Origin of the sequence: Aeromonas sp. 84A (genome assembly GCF_051919345.1) — a bacterium.
In the GTDB taxonomy this organism is placed as follows: domain Bacteria; phylum Pseudomonadota; class Gammaproteobacteria; order Enterobacterales; family Aeromonadaceae; genus Aeromonas; species Aeromonas veronii.
On record NZ_JBQBEW010000001.1, the window covers coordinates 2,366,424 to 2,388,960 of the forward strand.

Here is a 22,537-nt window from a genome sequence, read left to right on the forward strand (position 1 = left end):
GAGTGGATAGCTCTTAGTGCTTGTTTTTACTGGGGAAAAAAGTTAAAAATCGACTATATGATTTGCCTGGATTAACAGGGTCCTTGGCTGAGTCCTTTGTGGTATTGCCGTACAGGCTGCCCTGTTGTTGATATCTGAAATAGTTTTGTCCGCTCTTGGCTATGTGAAAAGGGATAATGGCCGAGAGGTATTTGCACCTTGCATTCTGCAGCTAGCGGTTTGCCAGATCTGTTTTCCGGTTAACCAGTGACCATCCAGCATGAATGACCTTGACCAGATGAATACGCTTGACGAACGGTTACTGAAGACGATGGATGTTCTGCATACCCCGATCTGGGTTTATGACATCGAGCATCACCATATTTTCTGGGCAAACAGCGCCGCGCTCTCCGTGTGGGAGGCGACGTCTCTCGACGAACTCTGCTCCCGCGACTTCTCTGCCGATATGGCAACCGCCATCGATCTGCTGCTACAGCGCTATCTGGGTGATTTTCAGCAGGGGCGCAGTTACAACGAGTGGTGGACCCTCTCCCCAAAGGGGGTCAAGAAGCAGATCTATCTACGCCTCTCTGGCATTCAGCTGGCTGGCCGGCTGATGATGATGACCGAAGCGGTGCTCGACTCCGATACCCTCTATCAGGAGTCCTCGCTGGCAACCGGCGATACCCTTGCCTGCCTGTTCGATAGCCACGGTGTGTTCGAGAGCGGCAACTATCACTTCGAAATGTGTTTCGGCCACCAGATCGCCAAGCTCTCCCAGGTTTTCTCCGGCAATGATGACAGCTTCTACCAGAAGCTCTCCCGTCTCGATGAGGTGGTGACCGAGGGGGAGTGCCGTACCCTCAAGGGGATGCGCTGGTTCCAGTATCAGTTCCGCTATATCCAGCAGGGGGCCCGCATTCTGCTCACCATGCGGGATATTACCGATCGCAAACTCGAAGAGCTGGAGCATCGCCACCTCGCCTGGCACGACTCCCTGACCGGCCTGCTCAATCGGTATGGCTTGATGAAATCCCTTGAGGCCTATTGCGGGCTGGGGGAGCGTTTCGCGCTGGTGTTCATGGATCTGGACAACTTCAAGCTGGTCAACGACAACTACGGCCACAAGGCGGGAGATCGCCTGCTGGAGCGGGTCGCCGGTCGCCTCAAACAGATTTGCCCGCGGGATGTGGAGCTGGCTCGCCTCGGTGGCGATGAATTCACAGCACTGGTGCCGCTGGGCAATCAGGGGGATCGGGCGCAAGAGGTGGCCGATCAGATGCTCTCCCAGATGACCAAGCCGCTGCAACTGAGCGGGCTGCCGGAGGTGACCATCGGCGGCAGTATCGGTATCGCCATCTATCCCGATGATGCGGATGACGGGGACAACCTCATCACCCGTGCCGACATGGCCATGTATCAGGCCAAGCAGATGGGGCGGCTGCGCTGGCAGCGTTTCACCCCCAGCATGCAACAGACCCTGCAGCGCAAGCTCAATCTCAAACAGTTTCTGGCCAAGGCCATCGGCCGTCAGGAGCTGAGCCTCTGTTACCAGCCGCAGGTCGATGCCGCCAAACGGCGTCTGATCGGTTACGAGGCACTGCTGCGCTGGTACAACCCGGTGCTCGGCCATGTCTCGCCGGTGGAATTTATCCCGCTTGCCGAAGAGATGGGGCTGATCCGCGAGATCGGCAGCTGGGTGCTTTCCACTGCGCTGGCACAAGTCGCCAGCTGGCAGAAGCGCTTCCATCAGCGGGTGCCGGTCTCCGTCAACCTCTCCGGTTTCCAGCTATCGTCGGCGTTGCCCGGGCAAGTTCGCCAGCAGCTGGAGCTGCACGGGGTGGATGCCTCCCTGTTGACGCTGGAGCTGACCGAAACCGTGCTGATGCTCGATATGAAGGGGTGCCTCGGCATTCTCGACGATTTGAGCGAGCAGGGGATCAAGATTGCCATCGACGATTTCGGTACCGGCTACTCCTCGCTGGCCTATCTCAACCGGTTGCCGATCAATAACATCAAGCTGGATCGCTCCTTCGTGGTCGGTCTCAACTTGCCGGTGATCCGGGCGACTGCGGCCATGGCCACCAATCTGGGGTTGGGGATCATGGCGGAAGGGGTGGAGGAGCCTCACGAGCTGGCCGCACTGCAGACCCAGGGGTGCCATGTGTTCCAGGGATATCTGTTCAGCAAGCCGCTGACTGTGGCGCAAGTCGAGGCGAGCGGTTTTGTGGTTGAGTGCCAGGTTGGGCGTTATCCACTGCTAGATGCCGTAATGGCAGAGTAACAAGTGTGCGTTAGGCCACAACTTGGGATTTTATTCCGCAATATTTAATCAAAATTAATCATTCTTTTGCGATCGGTCATGAGACGGATTGGCTGGAGTTGCTAGCATGCGCCCTCGTTTCTAGGGAAAGGAGTATCGCAATAATGAGTCATGCTGCTGTCAATGACCGTCCGGCCAGCCCTCCCAAAGGTTGGCTGAACCGTTTCCTCAATGGCGTCGAGAAAGCCGGGAATAAATTACCCGACCCCGCCATGCTGTTCCTCTATGCCTTGCTGATCGTCTGGGTCGGCTCCTGGGTGTTGTCACAATTCCAGTTTGATCTGGTCAACCCCCGTACCGGGGAGGCGGTAGTGGTCAACAACCTGCTGACCGGTGCCGGTCTGGCCGAGTTTCTCTCCACCATGGTGACCACTTTCACCGGCTTTGCCCCGCTGGGGATCGTGCTGGTGGCCATGCTCGGGGTCGGGGTGGCCGAGCAGTCCGGTTTTATCAATACCGGTCTGAAAAAGTTGCTGAAAGTGACGCCTGCCCGTTTTCTCACTCCCATGCTGATCCTGGTGGCGATCGTCAGCCACACCGCCGCAGATGCGGGTTATGTGCTGGTGATCCCCATCGGTGGCATCATCTTCCACGCTGCCGGACGCCATCCGCTGGCGGGGATCGCCGCTGCCTTTGCCGGCGTTTCCGGCGGTTTTGCCGCCAACTTCCTGCCCTCCGGCGGGGATGCGCTGCTGCAGGGTTTTACCCAGTCCGCCGCTCAGTTGCTCGATCCTGACTACATGGTCAACACCCTGTGCAACATCATCTTTACCGGTGCCTCTTCGTTGCTGATCATCTGCGTCGGCTGGTTCGTCACCGAAAAGGTGGTGGAGCCGCGCCTCAAGCACGTGGCGCTCAACGAGGATCTGGAGAGTGCCGACGAGATGGGGCGCTACAGCGCGCAAGAGAGCCGGGCCTTCAACTGGGCCGGGTTTGCCATGCTGGCGGCTATCGTGCTGCTGGCGCTGGCGCTCTCCCCGAGCGATTCACCGCTGCGTGCTGCCGATGGCTCCCTGACCACCTTCGCCGCGCCGGTGATGAAGTCCATAGTGCCGCTCATCTTCCTGCTCTTTATCCTGCCCGGGATTGTCTACGGCTTTGTCGCAGGCAGCTTCAAGAGTGGCAAGGATGTGATCGATGCCATGTCGGCCACCATGAACAAGATGGGCTCCTACATGGTGATGGCCTTCTTCTGCGCGCTCTTTATCAAGGCGTTTGGTGACTCCAATCTGGGCACCCTGCTGGCCCTCTCCGGTGCCGAAGTGCTCCATGCGCTGGCGCTGCCCGGTGAGGTGACCATCGTCGGGATGATCCTGCTGACCGCCAGCGTCAATCTGGTGGTGGGGTCGGCTTCGGCCAAGTGGGCGCTGATCAGTCCGATCCTGGTACCCATGCTGATGGCGGTGGGGATCTCCCCCGAGCTGACCCAGGCGGCCTATCGGGTAGGGGATTCCGCCTCCAACATCATCACCCCGCTGATGGTCTTCTTCCCGCTGGTGGTGGTCTATTGCCAGCAGTATGTGAAGAGCACCGGGATCGGTACCCTGGTCTCCATGATGCTGCCCTACTCGCTGGCCTTCCTGGTGAGCTGGACGATTTTCCTGCTGCTCTACTGGGCGCTCGGCTTCCCGCTCGGGTTGCAAGCCCCTTACGTCTATCCGGCCCCTTAAGCTGGGTGTGCGAGGGAGCCTTGGGCTCCCTCGTTTTTTTCGCTATGGTGTTACCTCATTTTGGAGGTGCCATGAATCAGACCATCGATCTTATCCTTTCCCATCGCTCCATTCGTCAGTTCACTGCCGAGCCGATCGCCCCGCAGCAGCTGGATGCCATTCTCGCCGCCGCCCAGTCCGCCTCAACCTCGAGCTTTTTGCAGGTGACCAGTATTGTGCGAGTCTGCGAGCCCGAGGCGCGTCAGCAGTTGGCCATGCTGGCGGGCAATCAACCCTATGTGGTGCAGGCGGCCGAGTTTCTGGTGTTCTGCGCCGATTACCACCGCCACACCCAGATCGTGCCCGAGGCCCAGACCGGCTATGCGGAGCAGTTGCTGATCGGAGCCATCGACGGCGCCCTGATGGCGCAAAATGCCCTGCTGGCGGCGCAGTCGCTGGGGCTGGGCGGGGTCTATATCGGCGGCATTCGCAACCATCCGGTCGAGGTGAGCGAACTGCTCGGCTTGCCCCATCAGGTGATCCCGCTGTTTGGCCTCTGTCTTGGTCATCCTGCCCAGCAGCCGGAACAGAAACCCCGTCTGCCCAGGGGATTGGTGGTGCATCAGGAGCGCTACCAGCACGAGCTGGATCGCGACCTGCTGGCCCAGTACGATCAGCAGCTCGCGGACTACTATCAGGCCCGCAGCAGCAACAACAAGCAGCAGACCTGGAGCGGCCAGATCCGCGCCATTCTGGGCAAGGAGTCCCGCCCTTTTATGCTGGGATTCCTGCAATCGCGGGGCTTTAACCTCAAGTAATGGCGCTGATGGGCGATACTATGGGGAGGTGACCGTCATGGTCATCATCCCCTGATCCTGCAACCTCTCCCTGATACCGGGGGCACAGCTTGGTGACAAATCGTGGGCAAGGGGGGATCTGCAGGCTACCTTAAGTGGGTAAGCTGTTGTAGGATCACGCAATTGGATAGGAACAGGGGTTTGGACATCCTATGATTTTAACTTTGGTATTGCTGTCTATTGGCGCACTCCTGTTTTTGGTTATCGCCTATAACGTGGTGCAGCAATATAAGCAGAAGGCAGAGGCGGACAAGCGTCACGCCGTTGCCAGACACAAGACGGTGGCTGACGAGACCGAAGAGGTGTTGCTGAACGTCAATCTGGTGCCTTTCTCCAAGAACATGGTGTTGCTGTTGCAGCACCGGATCCTCGATGCCTATCGCGCCATCGCCCAGGTGATGCCGAACAACCAGATCAAGCAGCGCATCGTCGACGTGCAGACCCAGATCAAGAATGTGCAGGAGAACTACAGCGTGCAGGATGAGGGTCAGTTCAAGACCCCGGAGTCCGATCGTCAGGCGATCCAGATGCTGCAGCTGGTCAAGAAGATGCGGGCCGTGCTGCGGGTCGAGCACAACAAGGGCAAGATTGACCCTCAGGGGTTTGCCCAGGAAGAGCGCCGACTCGAGCTGATGCAGCTCAAGATCAACATCTCCAATCTGGTCAAGCGGGCGATGGATGCCCGCATTCAGGGCCAATATGGTACTTGCCGCCAGCTCTATACCAAGGGTCTGTCGGCCATGGCGAGCGTGGGCGACAAGGATCCCTATCTGCTTGCCCGTGAAGAAGATATGCGTCAGGGGCTCAAGGAGCTTGAAGAGCTGCAGCAGCAAAATAGCGCGCAGGATCTGCAAAACATCAAGGACAAGGAAGCCGACGAGCTCGATGTCCTGTTTCAACCCAAGAAGAAATGGTAAGCATGTCCCACCCACTCGATTCCACACTGGGGCCAATGGCCCCATTTGTTTCTCAGCTGTTGGCCGAACTGGCCGCCAGTGGCGTCATCATTTCCCGGCCAACGGTCGATCACCTCTGTTATCGGGCGGCTACCCTGCAGGAGTACCGCGCGCTATGTGCTGTGCTGGCTGAGGCGGGCTCCTTGCTGGTGGAGGGTATGATTGGCGGACGTCCCATCGCGACTTATCAGTTGCATCAGCCGCTGCTGGCTGGTGAGGTACAGGTACCCTGTATCGAGCTGGCTGCACCGAAACCGGGGCGCGTCCATCAGGCGGGGCTGGAACATATCGAGCTGGTGGTCACTTCATTGCAAGATCTGGTAGCGTGCTATCCCGAGCTGCCATTCAAAACCGGCAACATGCAGGATACCCGCAACCCCGATATTGGCCTGATGTTGCCCTCCGGACAGATCAAGTTTCATCTGCGCTCGCTGGCTGAGGTGATTGCCGAAGAGGTGGCGACCGGTGCTGTGGTCGCGGTGCCTGCGGATTATTTCGATCAGGAGTGATCCTGCGCACAATGCTGAGCGGGCCTGACAGGCTCTTGAATAACGCAGCAAAAGGGGTCACCGGTGTGACCCCTTTTGCTATCTGGCGGTGCTGGGTTGCGAGAGCACCATCTGCTCGTGGGTGACCCTGTTTGCGCTGAGCCCGTTACCCGTGTCGGTGGGGTTGCTGGGCGGGCAGTGGCGATTGGCTTCGCTGCTTGAGACGGCCGAGCCAGAGGCTCAAGCCCGCCGTCAGGATGAGGACCAGTTCAATTCCTATGACCAGACCGCCCAGCTCGCCTTGCTCCCAGAAGGGGTGCAGGTAAAGTCCCCCCAGACTGGCTCCCAGATAGTAGGCTACCAGATAGAGAGAGGAGGCGAGGGCGCGGTTGTGTTCGACATGATGACCGACCCAGGCACTGGCGCAGGCGTGTGCCAGGAAAAAGCCGAAGCTGGAGATCAGCAAGCCACTCAGGATCCCGAGCAGGCTAGCCTGCAGCAGCCACAGACTGCCGATAGCCATCAGTGCGATCCCCACTAGCAGCATCCGTTGTGCCCCCCAGCGGTTGGCAAAGCGGCCACTCAGAGAGGAGGCTACAGTCCCCGAGAGATAGGTGAGAAACAGCATGCCGAGCCACTGGGTGGGCAAGGAGAAAGGAGGCTTTGCCAGCAGGAAGGTGAGATAACTGAACTGGTTCAGAAACACCATAAAGTTGAGCCCGCCGATAAGGTAAGCCCCTACCAGCAAGGGATTGGTCAGGTGTTGCTGCAAGGCGCGGGCAAATTGACCGCGAACGGGGGCGCTCGCCACAAAGCGGGTCTGGTGGGGCAGCAGCCAGAAGACCAGCGGCAGCAGTGACAGGCTGATCACTCCGATCCCCAGAAAGGTATGCTGCCAGTCGCCAAACCAGCCCGCCAACAGACCGCCGACCACCCGACCGGCAATGCCACCGAGGGAGTTGGCGGCAATATAGACCCCCACCGCCGAGAGTAGCGCCCGTTTGCTGAACTCTTCCCCCATATAGGCAATCGCGGTCGCGGGCAGTCCTGCCAGCAGCGCGCCCTGCAGGATGCGCAGCAACAGCAGGGAACCAAACTGCTCAACCAGCGGGATCAACAGTGAGAGCAAGATCGCCAGGGTGAGGGTACCCAGCATGACCTGCCGACGGCCATGGCGATCCGCCAGTCTGGCGCAGATCAGCAGGGAGGCGGCGAGGCCTGCAGTGCATCCTGCCAGGGTCCAGCTGGCCGAGAGGGAGTTGACCGAGAAGACCTCGGCAATCAGGGGTAACAGGGGATGGGTCTGGTAGAGGTTCAGAAACACCAGAAAAGAGCCCAGGCTGAGGGCCAGGGTTGCACGTATCCACTCGCGACTTCCAACTTCAATCATTGCGTATTGTCCTGACTACTTTTGGTCAGGGTAGAGCCCTTGCGGTTATAAATATAATATATTTAAGTTATCCATCTCATAAGATGAATTGATACATGGATCTGAAACAGCTCACCTATCTGCTGGCGGTCAGGGATGCCGGCTCATTTACCAAGGCAGCCAACAGTCTGCATGTGGCACAACCGGCCATCAGCATGGCCATCGCCAAGCTGGAGCAGCAGCTCGAATTGCGCCTGTTTGATCGACAGGATCGGGCGGTACGGCTCACCCCGGAGGGAGAGGTGCTCTGTCGCCATGCCGAGCGCTTGTTGTTGCAGATGCATCAGGCCGAGGCCGAGATGGCCGAGCTCAAGGGGCTGGAGCGGGGGGAAGTGCGGATCGGGATCCCCTACATGATGGGCTCCTACTATTTCCCCCCTCGTCTGATGGCCTTCAAGCATCGCTATCCCGGCCTCAAGATCCGGGTCGAAGAGGCCGGCACCCGTGAGCTGCTCAGCCGGATGGTGGATGGCTCCCTCGATCTGGCCATTCTCATCACCAGTGATCTCCCCCCGCCATCGAGGGGGCACATCTGCTGAGTGAAGAGATGTTGATGGTGGTGGGGGACGATCACCCCTTGCGCGGCGCATCGGCCGTCACCCTCTCGCAGTTCTTTGCTCAGGAGCTGGCGCTGTTTCGCCGTGGCTTTTATCACCGGGAGCATATGGAGGCGCTGGCCCAGAGCCTGGGCGTTGAACCCGATATCGCCTTCGAGAGCAATCTTATCCCTCTGCTCAAGGCGGTGGTGCGGCAAGGCTTTGCGGTGACCACCTTCTTGCGGATGGTGCTGGAAGAGGAGCCGGATCTGAGTGGCGTGCCCTTCGACCCGCCCATCTACCTCGACCTCTGTGTGGCGTGGCGGCGTGGCGATCCGCTATCCATGGCCAACCGTGCCTTGCGTGATTTTCTACTCAAGGAGCGCCCGGCCTGATGGCGGCGGGCCATTGCTGAAAGTTTGTTACTATTAACGGTGGGTTCGCTTGAGGGCTACACCATGAAATTGCAGCAATTGCGCTATATCGTCGAGGTGGCGAACCACAGGCTGAATCTGTCGGCCACCGCCGAGAGCCTCTTTACCTCCCAGCCCGGGATCAGCAAACAGGTGCGGATGCTGGAGGATGAGCTGGGGATCCAGATCTTCGAGCGCAGCGGTAAACACCTGACCCAGATCACTCCCATCGGTCGGGATGTGATCAAAGTGGCCGCCGAGGTGCTGGACAAGGTCGCCACCATCAAAGTGATGGCCAGGCAGCATGTGCATCCGGAGCAGGGAACCCTCACCATTGCCGCTACTCATCTGCAAGCCCGTTATATTCTGCCCGCCATCTTCAAGGGTTTTATGGCCCGCTTTCCCAAAGTTGCCGTAACTGTGATGCAGGGGAGTGCGGCGCAGTGCCGCGCAGCCGTGCATGATGGCGCTGCCGATCTGCTGCTGGCGGATGAACCGGAGGAGGGGAGCGATCTGCTGATGCTCCCCTCTTTTCAGTGGCAACGGGGCTTGGTGCTGCCAAAGGAGCATCCGTTGGCCAGAGCAACATCGCTGACCCCGGCCGAGCTGGTGGAGTTTGCATTGGTGACCGATGGAAGGGCTCTCTCCACAGCTCATGGCACTGATTGCGCTCATGCCGAGAGCCGGATCTCCTGCTGTGCGAGCGACAGCGATGTGCTCAAGACCTATGTCAGACAAGGGATGGGCATCGGGGTGATGGCAACTTTTGCTTGGGAGCCCCAGCGCGATAGCGATCTGGTGCTCAAAACGGCGCCCTGGCTACCAGGCGGTGTAGCCACTATCGGGTTGCGCAGAGGGGCATTTTTATGCGGCTATCTCTACGATCTGATTGAACGTCTCGCGCCGCAATTGACCCGCGAGCGGGTCGAACAATACTGTGCGGCCCGCACTGGCGAAGAGCTTGAAGAACTGTTGGCCAATCTGACCGTACCACTTAGATAGCCTGGGTTGATGTGTGGTCATCCCAAGAAAAACGCCTCCCAATGGGAGGCGTTTGACTATCTGTAATTCGTCAATGCAGGCTCACTTCTTCAGCATATGATCCAGCTTGTTGGCCTTGGTCGACAGATAGAACTCGTTGTGGGGATTGCGCCCTTCCTGCAAAGGTACCCGTTCGGCCACCGGAATACCGAAGGATTCCATCGCTTTCATCTTGCGGGGGTTGTTGGTCATCAGTTTGAGAGACTTGACCTCAAGCTGCTTGAGCATATCGGCGCAGATGGTGTAGTCGCGCATATCGGCGGCGAAACCGAGGGCCACGTTGGCTTCCACGGTATCGGCCCCCTGATCCTGCAGGTGATAGGCGCGGATCTTGTTGAGCAAGCCGATGCCACGACCCTCTTGACGCACATACAGCAACACGCCACGACCGGCTTTGGCGATATTCTCCATGGCCGCCTGCAACTGGAAACCGCAGTCACAACGCAGGCTGAACAGGGCGTCGCCGGTCAGGCACTCTGAGTGGATCCGGCCCAGCACGGGCTCGTCACCTGTAATGTCGCCCATCACCAGTGCGGCGTGATCTTTGCCTGTGCCGGTTTCCTGAAAACCTACCAGCGTGAAGGTGCCCCAGGGGGTTGGCAATTTGGATTTGGCCACGAGGGTAACGCTGCTCATAGGTTGCTCCTTACTACTAACGGCTCAAAAAAGGGGGCCAGTTTAGCGCGCCTTGTCAGGAACGACCATAAGAACAAGTCCCTGCATTGCTTAATGAAATCTCCAAATGAGATACAAGCACAGCTATCCGGCGGGGTTTTGGCCCTTTGTGCGGATTGATGACTGCCAGGCTCACCACATTCGGGTATAATCGGCGCCCATTAACCCACCCCTTCGGGATGGGAGCAACACAGTGCAGGAGAGAAGTTATGCCTCAGATGGCCCCCGTAATGACAATTGATGGCCCCAGTGGTGCAGGTAAAGGCACCTTGTGTCAGCTGCTTGCTGAGAAGCTGGGTTGGCACTTGCTGGACTCGGGCGCCATCTATCGGGTGTTGTCCCTGGCCGCCCTGCATCACGATGTAGAGCTGGACAGTGAAGCCTCACTGGTGCCACTGGCTGCCAATCTGGATGTGCAATTTCAGGTTGAGGGCGATCTGGTCAAGGTGATCCTGGAAGGGGAAGATGTCTCCCGCACCATCCGCACCGAAGAAGTGGGTAATGCTGCCAGTAAAATCGCCGCCTTCCCCCGGGTGCGCGAAGCCTTGCTGCGCCGTCAGCGTGCATTTCGTCAGGCCCCGGGTCTGATTGCCGATGGTCGTGACATGGGCACAGTTGTTTTCCCCGAGGCCGAGGTGAAGATTTTCCTCGACGCCAGTGCCGAAGAACGGGCCCAGCGTCGCTATAAGCAGTTGCAAGATAAGGGCTTTGATGTTAACTTTGAGCGTCTTTTAACCGAGATTCGGGAACGTGACGATCGCGACAGAAATCGCGCTACTGCACCCCTGAAACCGGCAGAAGATGCTCTGGTGGTAGACTCTACCGCCATGACCATAGATGAAGTGCTGGCAACAGTACTCGCCTATGCAGAGCAACAACTTGGTGATGCCAGCGCAAGCTGACATCCGGTCGTCTGCACCAAGGATGGCGCAGATTATTTAAAACAGCCCCGCTTGTGCCGGATTGCAAGTGGATGTTTCATTTGTGACATAAACAATGATCGAATCTTTTGCTCAACTCTTTGAAGAGTCCCTGAACGCCGTTGAAACCCGTCAAGGTTCCATCGTCAAGGGTACTGTCGTTGCTATCGAGAACGGTTTCGTACTGGTTGACGCCGGTCTGAAATCCGAGTCCGCTATCCCGGCTGAAGAATTCAAGAACGCCATGGGCGAGCTGGAAATCAACGTCGGCGACACCGTTGACGTGGCTCTGGACTCTATCGAAGATGGTTTCGGCGAAACCAAGCTGTCCCGCGAAAAAGCCAAGCGCCACGAAGCCTGGCTGCAGCTTGAGAAGGCTTACGAAGAGCAAGCTACCGTTATCGGTATCATCAACGGCAAGGTCAAGGGTGGTTTCACCGTTGAACTGAACGGCATCCGTGCCTTCCTGCCGGGTTCTCTGGTTGACGTGCGTCCGATCCGTGACACCGCTCACCTGGAAAACAAAGAACTCGAGTTCAAAGTCATCAAGCTGGACCAGAAGCGCAACAACGTTGTTGTTTCTCGTCGTGCCGTGATCGAGACCGAGAACACCTCCGAGCGCGAAAGCCTGCTGGCTAACCTGCAAGAAGGTCAAGAAGTTAAGGGTATCGTCAAGAACCTGACCGACTACGGTGCATTCGTAGATCTGGGCGGTGTTGACGGCCTGCTGCACATCACCGACATGGCGTGGAAGCGCGTTAAGCATCCTTCCGAAATCGTCAACGTTGGCGACGAGATCGCTGTCAAGGTTCTGAAGTTCGACCGCGAGCGTACCCGTGTATCCCTGGGTCTGAAGCAGCTGGGCGAAGATCCCTGGGTTGCTATCGCCAAGCGTTACCCGGAGACCACCGTCGTCTGTCTGGCCGCGTGACCAACCTGACCGACTACGGCTGCTTCGTTGAAATCGAAGAAGGCGTTGAAGGCCTGGTACACGTATCCGAGATGGATTGGACCAACAAGAACATCCACCCGTCCAAAGTTGTTAACGTTGGCGACGTGGTTGACGTGATGGTTCTGGACATCGACGAAGAGCGTCGTCGTATCTCCCTGGGTCTGAAGCAGTGCAAATCCAACCCGTGGCAGCTGTTTGCCGAAACTCACGCCAAAGGCGACCGTGTTTCCGGCAAGATCAAGTCCATCACTGACTTCGGTATCTTCATCGGTCTGGATGGCGGCATCGACGGCCTGGTTCACCTGTCTGACATCTCCTGGAACAACCAGGGCGAAGAAGCCGTGCGTGAATTCAAGAAAGGCGACGAGATCGAAGCCGTTGTTCTGCAAGTGGATCCGGAGCGTGAGCGCATCTCCCTGGGTGTCAAGCAGATCGAAGAAGACCCGTTCAACAAGTACCTGGCTGACAACAAGAAAGGTGCTATCGTGAAGGGTAAGGTTACCGAGGTTGATGCCAAAGGTGCCGTTATCGAACTGGCTGATGGCGTAGAAGGCTACCTGCGTGCCTCCGACGCTGCTCGTGACCGCGTAGAAGACGCCACTCTGGTGCTGTCTGTTGGTGACGAAGTTGAAGCTAAATTCATGGGCGTTGATCGTAAGAACCGCACCGTAAGCCTGTCTGTCCGTGCTAAGGACGAGGCTGATGAGCGTGTTGCTATCGATAACCTGAACCAGCAAGAAGAAGTTGTGTTCAGCAATGCTATGATGGAAGCGTTCAAAGCCGCCAAGGGTGAGTAATCCTTGATGCAAGAAAAGGGCGGCATTGCGCCGCCCTTTTTTATCCTGGCAAAATGAATATTGCATGTGATCGGGGAAGGAGATTTAACGTTATGACCAAATCAGATCTCATCGAACAACTGGCAGCCAGCCGCATGCATATGCCGGCCAAGGATGTCGAAGCCGCCATCAAGGAGATCCTTGAGCAGATGGCGTCGACCTTGCAAAACGGCGACCGGATTGAAATCCGCGGATTTGGCAGTTTTTCACTGCACTATCGTGCGCCCCGTGTGGGCCGCAACCCCAAGACTGGGGACAAGGTTGAACTGACCGGGAAATATGTCCCGCACTTCAAACCTGGTAAAGAGTTGCGCGAGCGCGTCAACATCATTGAATAATGCAGAAATGGGCATACCTCGGGTATGCCTTTTTTCTTTTTGGCACCGATTCCTGTGCCAATCGTCTTGTTTCTTAAACTCTTTTCCCATTCACTCTAGAGTCTGCCTGCGATTTTAAGGATAATCAGCCTCTCATTAGATACTGACAGGGAGCTCTTATGAAGCGTATTTTGGCCCTCATTCCGCTGGTGCTGGTGTTTGTTCTGACCCTGGCGCTGGGCTCACAAAATGGCCAGCTGGTTCAGTTCAATTACCTGATCGCTCAGGGTGAGTTTTCGCTTGCCATGCTGTTGGGCTTCTTCTTCGCTGGCGGTTTTTTGCTGGGCTGGCTGGTATTCGGCCTGCTGTTCCTGCGCCTGAAAATGCAAAACCGCACCCTCAACCGCACCATGCGTCGTCAATCCCGCGAGTTGGAGCTGGCCCGGTCACCGGGTAAGGAATAATGTTCCTCAATGCTTGAACTGCTTTTCCTGCTGTTGCCCATCGCCGCCGGTTATGGCTGGTACATGGGTCGCAGGAGTGTTCGCCAGGACACCCAAAAACAGAGTAACCAGTTTTCCCGCCAGTATGTGGCGGGCCTCAACTATTTGCTGTCCGATGAATCCGACAAGGCGGTGGATCTCTTTATCCAGCTGCTTGAGGTGGACAGTGAAACCATCGAAACACACCTCTCCCTCGGCAACCTGTTTCGCCAGCGTGGGGAGGTCGATCGTGCCATCAAGATCCACCAGAACCTGGTAACCCGCCAACTGACCCGGGAGCAACGACAGCTTGCCCTGCAGGAGCTTGCGCGCGACTTTTTGGCTGCCGGTCTGCTCGATCGGGCGGAAGCCCTCTGGAACGAGCTGTGTGACGACAGCGACTATGAAGAGACGGCGCTGGCACAGCTGTTGATCATTCATCAACAACTGCGGGATTGGGACAAGGCCATCGATGTGGCGGTGCGTCTGCAAAAATTCCAGGGCAAGAAGCTGGCCGACCCCATTTCCCATTTCTATTGCGAGCAAGCTGAAATCGCGCTGCGTGAGGGCAATAAAGGGGAGGGGCTGGCCAAGCTCAAACGGGCGCTCAGTATCAATCCGGCATGTGCCCGGGCCAGTTTGCGCCTCGCTGAGCTTGCCATGGCGGAAGGGGAGTATGAGCAGGCCAGCAAGGAGCTGCTGCGGGTGTTCGAACAGGATATCGACTTTGCCTCCGAGGCAATGCCCAAATTGCTCGAGTGCTATCAGCAGTTGGGCCGCACGCCTGCGTTGATCCCGCTGCTTGAGAAGGCAGTGGAAGATCATGCTGGCGTCAGCGTGACCCTGGCCCTTGCCAAGCTGGTTGAAGAGCGTGATGGCCTGAGTCAGGCCCGTTCGCTGGTGCTGCGTCAGCTGCGTCGTCATCCGTCGATGAAAGGTTTTTACCAGTTGGTGGGTTTTCAACTGGCCAGTGCGGAGGAGGGGCCTGCCAAGGAGAGCCTCGAACTGCTGCAACAGCTGGTCGGCGAGCAGATAAAAATCAAGTCAACCCACAAGTGTCGGCAGTGCGGCTTTGCCACTCACTCGTTGTTTTGGCAGTGCCCGTCTTGTCGCCAGTGGGGTTCCATCAAGCCGATCCGCGGTCTGGACGGTGAATAACAAGCAATAGGATGTGAGATGCAAGATCCCAAAGTACTGGTAGCGCTGGATTATCAGCACGAGGCAGATGCCTTAGCGTTCGTTGAACGTATCTCTCCGGCCCAGTGCCGTCTCAAGGTAGGCAAGGAGATGTTTACCCTGTTTGGCCCGCAGTTTGTACGCCAGCTGGTGGCCAAGGGATTCGATGTCTTTCTGGATCTGAAATTTCACGATATTCCCAATACCGTTGCCAAAGCCGTGGCAGCCAGTGCCGAGCTCGGTGTCTGGATGGTCAACGTGCATGCCAGTGGTGGTGAGCGGATGATGCGTGCCGCCAAAGAGGCGCTGCTGCCTTATGGCGACAAGGCGCCATTGTTGATCGGGGTGACCGTACTGACCAGCATGGAGCAGTCCGACATGATCCCTCTTGGTCTGGATGTGAGCCCTGCCGAGCAGGTGATCCGACTGGCTACCTTGACCAAGGCATCCGGCTTGGATGGGGTTGTCTGCTCTGCCAACGAGGCCCATGAGCTTAAAGCCTTGCTGGGTGATGAGTTCAAGCTGGTGACCCCGGGTATTCGCCCGACCGGTTCAGCGGCCGGGGATCAGCGCCGGGTGATGACACCGAAAGCGGCGGTCGAGGCGGGGTCCGATTATCTGGTTATCGGTCGCCCCATTACGCAGGCTGCCGATCCGGCCGCCATGCTGGCCAGCATCAATGCCGAGCTGGCTGGTGCGTAACAGGCTCACTCAGTGATACGCGGTGCAGGCCGAGTAACAGGCCTGCACCGGCCCCGATAAGATGAGAGCCGATGTGTACCCTGGCATTGATCAGGGTGGATATCGGGGTCTCTCCTGCGTTGTAGAAGTCCATCGCCAGCTTGAGCCCCATCCCTGCCAACAGTAGCCAGCCCGATGTGCGGCGTCCGTGGCGAATATCCTGCATTGCCCCCCAGACAAACAGGCCATGCAGCGAGCCGGATAGCCCCATGTACCATTGGGTCTGCGGGCACCACCACCAGATCCCCAAGCCCACTGCCAACCAGAGCAGCAACATCAGCAGCGGCAGGCGAGCCCCACCCAGATAGTCGCGAAACAGGCTATAGAGGATGGCGAGGCCGCCCAGATTGAGCAGCAGGTGCCACAGATTGGTATGAGCCAGATTGCCTGTTATGATCCGCCACCCTTCGCCCCCGGCGATCAAGGGCCGATCGAAGGAGAGCTGAAGATTGGGAACGGTAAAGAAGAGTAGCAAGCTGGTGAGAGAGAGCGTGATAACCCAGAGCAATCCAGATTTGTCTGACAACATGAAACAGTCCAACGACAAGAACAGTCGATACTGTACACGTTGCACCCGAGCCCTCAAAGCCTGCCTGTGCGATTATATTGTGCCGGTTGACAATTACACGCCCCTCTACATCTTGCAGCACCCCAACGAGGTGGCACATCCCAAGGGGACCGCGGCGCTGCTGGCGGCCTCTTTGCAACAGTGCGAGATCCATGTGGGGGAGGACTTTTCCCGCGATGAGTGGCTCAATGTGCTGCTGGCTGACCAATCCCGTTGTTTTTATTTGCTCTGGCCGAATGAGGATGCCATTTCGCTGACCGATCTTCGCCAACAGCGGGAGAGTGAATCCTCTGGCTCCGCATCAGTCGCCTTTATCTTGCTTGACGGCACCTGGCGCAAAGCCTATCGCATGTTGCAGAGCAACCCGGCACTGGCCCGCTTGCCCCGCATCGGCATTGGTGCCATTGCCGGTCAATATGCCATTCGCAAGAAACCCTTTCCCGATGCCCTCTCTACCATAGAGGCGGGCTATCACCTCTTGTCCCGGTGGGAGGGGAGGCCGGAGCGCTATGCGCCCTTGCTGACCCTGTTCAATCGGTTAAATACCCAGTGGCAGGACTTTGCCGAAGGCCGCCGCGCGTGACATTTGAAGGAGTTATCAAGATGAAAAAAGCAGTCGTGGTTTTCAGCGGCGGTCAGGACAGCACTACTTGTCTGGTGCAGGCATTGGCCCAGTATGATGAAGTGCACGCCATCACCTTCGACTATGGCCAGCGCCATCGGGAAGAGATCGACACCGCGCGCCGTCTGGGCAGTGCACTGGGGATTGCCGCCCACAAGGTGATGGATGTAACGCTGCTCAATGAGCTGGCGGTCTCTGCCCTGACCCGTGACGACATTCCAGTCAGCTGCGAGCTGCAGGATAACGGGCTGCCCAACACCTTCGTGCCGGGCCGCAATATCCTGTTCCTGACCCTGGCCTCCATCTATGCCTATCAGGTGGGTGCCGAAGCGGTGATCACCGGTGTCTGCGAGACTGACTTCTCCGGCTATCCCGATTGCCGTGACGAGTTCGTCAAGGCCCTCAATCAGGCGGTGTCGCTGGGGCTGGATCGCCGCATCCGTTTTGAAACTCCCTTGATGTGGCTCGACAAGGCCGAGACTTGGGCACTGGCGGATCACTATGGTCACCTCGACACGGTGCGCCAGCAGACCCTGACCTGCTACAACGGCATTGCCGGTGACGGCTGCGGCACGTGTCCTGCGTGTGAACTGCGTCGTCGCGGCCTGAACAACTATCTGGCCGATAAGGCGGGCATCATGGCCAGACTATTTGAGAAAACCGGGCTGGGCGAGAAAAGCGCAGAGTGAGCCTGCGTCTTGCCGTGGCTTGGGGTATAATCCGCGACTTTTGCAACAAGCCGTGATCGAGATGCACTACCCAATCAACGAGATTTTCCAGACCATCCAGGGGGAGGGCATCTTTACCGGCCTGCCCGCCATCTTTGTTCGCCTGCAGGGTTGCCCGGTGGGCTGCCCCTGGTGCGATACCCGTCATACCTGGGTTGTTGATCCGGCTCGAGAAGTGGGTAAGGCGGCGGTGCTGGATCGCTCCAACGAATCCGATTGCTGGAGCCAACTCAGCACCGCGCAGATCATCGCCAGCTTTAGTGAGCTGGGTTATCAGGCGCGCCATGTGGTGATCACCGGTGGCGAGCCCTGCCTCTACGATCTGCACGAACTCTCGTCAGCCCTGCTGGCGGCGGGTTATCAGGTGCAGATTGAAACCAGTGGCACCAGCGAGATCAAGACCCATGAGCAGACCTGGGTGACCGTCTCCCCCAAAATTGGCATGAAAGGGGGGCTGCCTGTGCTGGTCTCGGCGCTGGAGCGGGCCAACGAGATCAAGCATCCGGTGGCGACCGAGCACCATATTGAAGAGCTGGATACGCTGCTCGCTACTGCTACCCTGCGCCCTGATGTGGTCATTGCCTTGCAGCCGATCAGCCAGAAGCCAAGGGCCACCCAATTGGCGATGGATACCTGTATCGCGCGTAACTGGCGACTCTCAATCCAGACTCATAAATATCTGGATATCGATTAATATGGATTGGCTATCCGACGAACAGGTACTGCTGACCCTGACCAACAAGATGCCTTACGGTAAATATCAGGGGCGGCGTATCATCGATATTCCAGAGCCCTATCTGGTGTGGATGGCGCGCAGCGGTTTTCCGGCGGGTAAATTGGGCCAGACGCTGGCGTTGGCTTACGAAATCAAACTCAATGGACTCGAGTCCATGATTATTCCCATTATTAACAGGATGTCGGTATGAGAATATATACGAGGCAGGGCGATAAGGGCATGACCCGGCTGGCCGATGGTATCCAGTTGCCAAAGGATCATTTGCGGGTCGAGACCTACGGTTATATCGATGAGCTCAACTCCCATATTGGCTTGCTGATTTGTGATGTGCCGTCGCAAGAGATCGGTTTATTGGCTGATTTACAGCTGTTGCAACAGGAGTTGTTTGATCTGGGGGGGAGTTGGCATTCTCCAGCGACGCCCAGAATGAATCAATTTGGCAAGTTAATGCCGCCTGGACCACTCGCCTTGAACAGCAGATAGATCGTTATAGTGAGCCATTGCCGCCGCTGCGCCAATTTATATTGCCTGGTGGTTCCCGTGCCGCGGCGCAAGCACATGTGGTGCGTACTCTGGTGCGTCATTGCGAGCGCTTGCTGTTGACATTGAGCCGGGAAGAGCGGGTCAATCCCGAGGTGCTGCCCTATCTGAACCGGATGAGTGACTGGTTCTTTACCGTTGCCCGCTATCTCATCTGCGTAGCAGGGGATCGTGAAGTGCTGTGGGTCAAGGCAGCAGATCGCCCGCAATCGGCTATCTGATATGTCACATTTAAGCGGCAATAAAAAACCTCGCCCTAGCGAGGTTTTTTATTAGCAACGAGATTGAGATCAGATAGCAAAGTCTTCCAGTGATTTGCCTGCTGCCACTGCGCTGGCAATAGCCGAAGGCATACGGCCCTGGCCGGTCCAGGTTTTCTCCACGCCATTATCCTGATAGCGATATTTGGCAGGACGTGGCGCCCGCTTGGCTTTTTCTGATTTGCCGGGGTTGGTAGCGACAGCGCTTACCAATTCTGCCGGGTCAATACCGGCGGCTTTCAGCATTTCGCTATATTCGTTAATTTTCCGCAGATGCTCTTCACGGGCCTGACGCTCGGCAGCTTCATCCTGCTGACGCTCGGCAACGATAGTAGAGAGTTTTTCCAGTGCCTCTTCCAGTTGTTCCAGAGAAAGCTCGCGGCAGGTCGCACGCAGACTGCGGATATTAAGCAGTACCTTTAAAAATTCATTCATAGGAGTTACCACGTCGAGTCAGAGAAAAATATTATGTTCCAGCTGATTCTTGCTTGGCGATTTAAATAAGTCAAGCCGGGTTAAATATAATATCCGTGGGGAACATCAATACAGATATTTAATATGGCCTGCAATAGGCTTGGAGATTGGATGCCAATGAAACCGCTGTAGGTGAAAATAGCGTCAAAGCTGGCGTTGTTGCATCATTTGACTACCATTTTCCGACCTTGATTTGTTTATTATGATTATTTAATCAAAAAACTTGCTATAAGCTGCCATCTCGATAAAATGTGCGGCGAATACCTTTAAGTAGAGGCGCGCTGCCTATGAGTATTTGTGCGGAGGGTGATGCCTGTGATGCACAAGGAAAGGAGTCAGCGCCGAAGTGGCCAGGCCATCATACCGGGCTGCTGGTTCTGCATCTAATAGGTGCAGGACTGCCATAGTCATCCACTATGGAGCGCTACCTGAAGGGGCTGAGGAGTATGACCTCCCCATAGGTTTTGTTTCTTTAGATCCTCTCGGTAGATCTCCACCTGTAATCTTTAGGTGCAAAGAGATCATGGACATTAGTCATTTCGCCGACTCCGGTTGGTCCGTTCTTCCCCCCCTGTTGGCTGTCGCGCTGGCGATCATGACCCGCCGCGTGCTGCTGTCCCTTGGTGTGGGCATCGTCACCGGCAGTTTGCTGCTCAATCAGTTTTCACCCCTCGAATCCCTGCATTACATGTTGAATACCGTGCTCAAGATCTTCTGGGTCGATGGCGCGCTCAATCGTGACAATGTCAACATGATCCTGTTTATGCTGCTGCTGGGTGGCCTCATCAGCCTGATGAGCGTCTCCGGGGCGACCCGTGCCTTTGCCGAGTGGGCCGAGCGTCGTGCCAAGACCCGCAAGGGCGCCAAAGCCCTGACTGGCATGATGGTGTTTGCCTTCTTTATCGATGACTTCTTCCACAGCCTGTCGGTGGGGGCCATCTGCCGTCCGGTGACCGACCGCTTCCAGATCTCCCGTGCCAAATTGGCCTATCTGCTGGACTCCACCGCGGCGCCGGTCTGCGTGCTGATGCCCATCTCCTCCTGGGGGGCTTATATCATCGCCCTGGTTGGCGGCATCATGGCGGCCCACGGTCTGACCGAGCAGAGCCCCATCGCTGCGTTTGTCGAGATGATCCCGATGAACCTCTACGCCGTCTTCACCCTGATCATGGTGTTGGTGGTGATCGCCTGTCAGCTGGATATCGGCCCGATGCGTCAACACGAAGCGTGGGCGCTGGAAGGCAAGCTGTGGGATGAGTCCAAGGGCCGCCCCATCGGTCTGGATATGGAGAGCCCGGAAGAGAGCAACGGCGGCATGATCGACATGGTACTGCCGATCCTGACCCTGACCGCCGCCACCATCTATTTCATGATTGATTCCGGTGCTGCGGTGCTGAGCGAGAAAGGGCTGCCCTTCAGCGTGCTTGGCTCGTTCGAAAACACCAACGTCGGCTCTTCGCTGGTTTACGGTGCCCTGTGCAGTCTGGTGGTCTCCATCGGTCTGGCGATGCGCCTGAAGCTGGGAGCCAAGAACTGGATCAAGGCCGCTCCGCAGGGCGTCATGGCCATGCTGCCAGCCATCAACATCCTGCTGTTTGCCTGGACTATCGGTGCCGTGGTGCGTGACGTGGAGACCGGCAAGTACCTGGCTTCGCTGGCTAACGGCAACCTGCCGATCGAAGTGCTGCCAGCCGTGGTCTTTATCCTCTCCTGTGCCATGGCGTTTGCCACCGGCACCAGCTGGGGTACCTTCGGCATCATGCTGCCGCTGGCCGGTGACATGGCCGCCGCCAGCGACATCAGCCTGATGCTGCCGATGCTGGCTGCTGTACTGGCTGGCTCGGTGTTCGGGGATCACAGCTCACCCATCTCCAGCACCAGCATCCTCTCTGCTACCGGTGCCGGTTGCCATCACATCGATCACGTGATGACCCAGTTGCCCTATGCACTGGCCATCGCCTTCGGCGCGGCCATCGGTTACCTGGCGATGGGCTTGATGCACTCCAGCCTGGCCGGTTTCAGTGTCAGTGCCCTCTGGTTCGTGCTCTTTACCGGCTATCACCTGAAAAAGGCCAAAGCGCGGCCAGTGCTGGCCACCGCGTAACATTTATAGAGCAAGGGGCCCGCGGGCCCCTTGGTTTTGTCAGGGGCTTTGGTTAGCATGCGCCCCATAAATTCAGTTTCGGAACAGTATCATGGCTTCACTGCACTACAAATTTGCCACCATGAATTCAGGCAAATCCACCCAGCTCATTCAGGCGCACTTCAACTATCTGGAGCGGGGTATGCATCCTCTGGCGATGACGCCAGCCATCGATGACCGTTTTGGGGTCGGGGTGATCAGTGCCCGGGTTGGCCTTGAGCTGAAGGTGGACGTGTTCAGCGACAGCTGCGATCTGTTTGAAATGGTGAAAGCGCGCCATGCGAAGAAACATATCGATGTTTTTATCGTGGACGAGGCCCAGTTCCTGACCCGTGAGCAGGTCTACCAGCTGGCCCGCATCGTCGATGAGCAGGATATTCCGGTGATGGCCTATGGCCTCAAGACCGATTTTCGCGGTGAGCTGTTCCCCGGTTCCTACCATCTGCTCTGTCTGGCCGACAAGTTTGAAGAGCTGAAGAGCATCTGCTGGTGTGGCAACAAGGCTCACATGAACTCCCGGGTCAACGAAGCGGGGCAGGTGATGCGTGATGGCGAACAGGTGGAGATCGGTGGCAACGATCGCTATGTGTCACTCTGTCGCAAACACTATCTCGAAGGTCGCGCTTACAAGTAAGTCGGCTGCGATATTTGAATCGTCGAGCAGGGCGCCAATCTGGCGCCCTTTTTATTTTCCCC

At 57.3% G+C, this 22,537-nt stretch carries 21 protein-coding genes, 3 pseudogenes and 1 riboswitch; of the genes and pseudogenes, 20 read left to right on the plus strand and 4 right to left on the minus strand.

The window, feature by feature from the left end:
* Positions 1 to 310: 310 nt before the first annotated feature.
* From ACTG20_RS10810 to ACTG20_RS10830, 5 genes are all read left to right on the plus strand, one after another.
* A complete protein-coding gene (locus ACTG20_RS10810; RefSeq protein WP_013723827.1) occupies positions 311 to 2,263 on the plus strand; it encodes a putative bifunctional diguanylate cyclase/phosphodiesterase in 1,953 nt (650 codons plus the stop codon).
* A 143-nt stretch (positions 2,264 to 2,406) separates the two neighbouring features.
* Entirely contained in the window at positions 2,407 to 3,972 is a 1,566-nt protein-coding gene (locus ACTG20_RS10815; RefSeq protein ID WP_042055621.1) for an AbgT family transporter, read from the plus strand.
* Between the two features lie 71 nt (positions 3,973 to 4,043).
* Positions 4,044 to 4,769: an oxygen-insensitive NADPH nitroreductase gene (nfsA, locus tag ACTG20_RS10820; RefSeq protein WP_194496097.1), complete on the plus strand. Its 726-nt coding sequence runs from the start codon at positions 4,044 to 4,046 to the stop codon at positions 4,767 to 4,769.
* Positions 4,770 to 4,960: 191 nt separating this feature from the next.
* Complete coding sequence (locus ACTG20_RS10825) at positions 4,961 to 5,725, plus strand: hypothetical protein (RefSeq protein WP_005337161.1); 765 nt, start codon at positions 4,961 to 4,963, stop codon at positions 5,723 to 5,725.
* Positions 5,719 to 6,273 (plus strand): VOC family protein, encoded by a 555-nt coding sequence (locus ACTG20_RS10830; protein ID WP_194496098.1) that lies wholly within the window; start codon positions 5,719 to 5,721, stop codon positions 6,271 to 6,273. The genes ACTG20_RS10825 and ACTG20_RS10830 overlap by 7 nt, the downstream gene beginning before the upstream one ends.
* A 145-nt stretch (positions 6,274 to 6,418) precedes the next feature.
* On the opposite strand, the gene ACTG20_RS10835 is transcribed toward ACTG20_RS10830, so the two are convergent.
* Positions 6,419 to 7,642: an MFS transporter gene (locus ACTG20_RS10835; protein ID WP_194496099.1), complete on the minus strand. Its 1,224-nt coding sequence runs from the start codon at positions 7,640 to 7,642 to the stop codon at positions 6,419 to 6,421.
* A gap of 95 nt (positions 7,643 to 7,737) precedes the next feature.
* Here ACTG20_RS10835 and ACTG20_RS10840 point away from each other — a divergent pair.
* A pseudogene (locus tag ACTG20_RS10840) lies at positions 7,738 to 8,612 on the plus strand (LysR family transcriptional regulator).
* 63 nt (positions 8,613 to 8,675) lie between these two features.
* Positions 8,676 to 9,632 carry a LysR substrate-binding domain-containing protein gene (locus ACTG20_RS10845; RefSeq protein ID WP_194496100.1) on the plus strand — a complete coding sequence of 319 codons (957 nt, stop codon included), beginning with the start codon at positions 8,676 to 8,678 and terminating at the stop codon, positions 9,630 to 9,632.
* Positions 9,633 to 9,713: 81 nt separating this feature from the next.
* Here the strand turns inward: ACTG20_RS10845 and ribA are convergent, their stop codons facing one another.
* Positions 9,714 to 10,307: a GTP cyclohydrolase II gene (gene ribA, locus ACTG20_RS10850; RefSeq protein ID WP_005351157.1), complete on the minus strand. Its 594-nt coding sequence runs from the start codon at positions 10,305 to 10,307 to the stop codon at positions 9,714 to 9,716.
* Between the two features lie 248 nt (positions 10,308 to 10,555).
* Here ribA and cmk point away from each other — a divergent pair, with 248 nt between their 5' ends.
* From cmk to pyrF, 6 genes and pseudogenes are all read left to right on the plus strand, one after another.
* Complete coding sequence (gene cmk / locus ACTG20_RS10855) at positions 10,556 to 11,248, plus strand: (d)CMP kinase (protein WP_019444698.1); 693 nt, start codon at positions 10,556 to 10,558, stop codon at positions 11,246 to 11,248.
* Positions 11,249 to 11,342: 94 nt separating this feature from the next.
* A pseudogene (gene rpsA / locus ACTG20_RS10860) lies at positions 11,343 to 13,015 on the plus strand (30S ribosomal protein S1).
* 92 nt (positions 13,016 to 13,107) lie between these two features.
* Positions 13,108 to 13,392: an integration host factor subunit beta gene (gene ihfB, locus ACTG20_RS10865; protein WP_005299934.1), complete on the plus strand. Its 285-nt coding sequence runs from the start codon at positions 13,108 to 13,110 to the stop codon at positions 13,390 to 13,392.
* Between the two features lie 158 nt (positions 13,393 to 13,550).
* Positions 13,551 to 13,835: a LapA family protein gene (locus ACTG20_RS10870; protein WP_005337143.1), complete on the plus strand. Its 285-nt coding sequence runs from the start codon at positions 13,551 to 13,553 to the stop codon at positions 13,833 to 13,835.
* 9 nt (positions 13,836 to 13,844) lie between these two features.
* Positions 13,845 to 15,011 (plus strand): lipopolysaccharide assembly protein LapB, encoded by a 1,167-nt coding sequence (gene lapB / locus ACTG20_RS10875; protein ID WP_005346478.1) that lies wholly within the window; start codon positions 13,845 to 13,847, stop codon positions 15,009 to 15,011.
* An 18-nt stretch (positions 15,012 to 15,029) separates the two neighbouring features.
* Positions 15,030 to 15,731, plus strand: a complete 702-nt coding sequence (gene pyrF, locus ACTG20_RS10880) for an orotidine-5'-phosphate decarboxylase (protein WP_005351164.1) — start codon at positions 15,030 to 15,032, stop codon at positions 15,729 to 15,731.
* Here pyrF and rrtA read toward each other — a convergent pair.
* Positions 15,706 to 16,299 carry a rhombosortase gene (gene rrtA / locus ACTG20_RS10885; RefSeq protein ID WP_179214420.1) on the minus strand — a complete coding sequence of 198 codons (594 nt, stop codon included), beginning with the start codon at positions 16,297 to 16,299 and terminating at the stop codon, positions 15,706 to 15,708. The genes pyrF and rrtA overlap by 26 nt on opposite strands.
* On the opposite strand from rrtA, the gene ACTG20_RS10890 reads away from it, so the two are divergent.
* The 5 genes and pseudogenes from ACTG20_RS10890 (at position 16,298) to ACTG20_RS10910 (ending at position 19,185) form a co-directional block, all read left to right on the plus strand.
* Entirely contained in the window at positions 16,298 to 16,921 is a 624-nt protein-coding gene (locus ACTG20_RS10890) for a tRNA-uridine aminocarboxypropyltransferase (protein ID WP_194496101.1), read from the plus strand. The genes rrtA and ACTG20_RS10890 overlap by 2 nt on opposite strands.
* A gap of 20 nt (positions 16,922 to 16,941) precedes the next feature.
* Entirely contained in the window at positions 16,942 to 17,649 is a 708-nt protein-coding gene (gene queC, locus ACTG20_RS10895; protein WP_194496102.1) for a 7-cyano-7-deazaguanine synthase QueC, read from the plus strand.
* Between the two features lie 61 nt (positions 17,650 to 17,710).
* Positions 17,711 to 18,382 carry a 7-carboxy-7-deazaguanine synthase QueE gene (gene queE / locus ACTG20_RS10900; protein WP_194496103.1) on the plus strand — a complete coding sequence of 224 codons (672 nt, stop codon included), beginning with the start codon at positions 17,711 to 17,713 and terminating at the stop codon, positions 18,380 to 18,382.
* A gap of 1 nt (position 18,383) precedes the next feature.
* Positions 18,384 to 18,614: a DUF3820 family protein gene (locus ACTG20_RS10905; protein ID WP_005337126.1), complete on the plus strand. Its 231-nt coding sequence runs from the start codon at positions 18,384 to 18,386 to the stop codon at positions 18,612 to 18,614.
* A pseudogene (locus tag ACTG20_RS10910) lies at positions 18,611 to 19,185 on the plus strand (cob(I)yrinic acid a,c-diamide adenosyltransferase). The gene ACTG20_RS10905 and the pseudogene ACTG20_RS10910 overlap by 4 nt, the downstream one beginning before the upstream one ends.
* A gap of 69 nt (positions 19,186 to 19,254) precedes the next feature.
* Here ACTG20_RS10910 and ACTG20_RS10915 read toward each other — a convergent pair.
* Entirely contained in the window at positions 19,255 to 19,659 is a 405-nt protein-coding gene (locus ACTG20_RS10915; protein ID WP_005359895.1) for an H-NS family histone-like protein, read from the minus strand.
* A gap of 302 nt (positions 19,660 to 19,961) precedes the next feature.
* A riboswitch (Lysine riboswitch) is annotated at positions 19,962 to 20,133 on the plus strand.
* Between the two features lie 88 nt (positions 20,134 to 20,221).
* Between ACTG20_RS10915 and ACTG20_RS10920 the strand changes: the two genes are divergently transcribed.
* Both ACTG20_RS10920 and ACTG20_RS10925 read left to right on the plus strand, forming a co-directional pair.
* The gene (locus tag ACTG20_RS10920; protein ID WP_005351177.1) at positions 20,222 to 21,802 is read left to right on the plus strand and encodes a Na+/H+ antiporter NhaC family protein; all 1,581 of its coding nucleotides are present in this window, start codon (positions 20,222 to 20,224) and stop codon (positions 21,800 to 21,802) included.
* 91 nt (positions 21,803 to 21,893) lie between these two features.
* A complete protein-coding gene (locus ACTG20_RS10925; RefSeq protein ID WP_005351181.1) occupies positions 21,894 to 22,475 on the plus strand; it encodes a thymidine kinase in 582 nt (193 codons plus the stop codon).
* Positions 22,476 to 22,537: the final 62 nt, after the last annotated feature.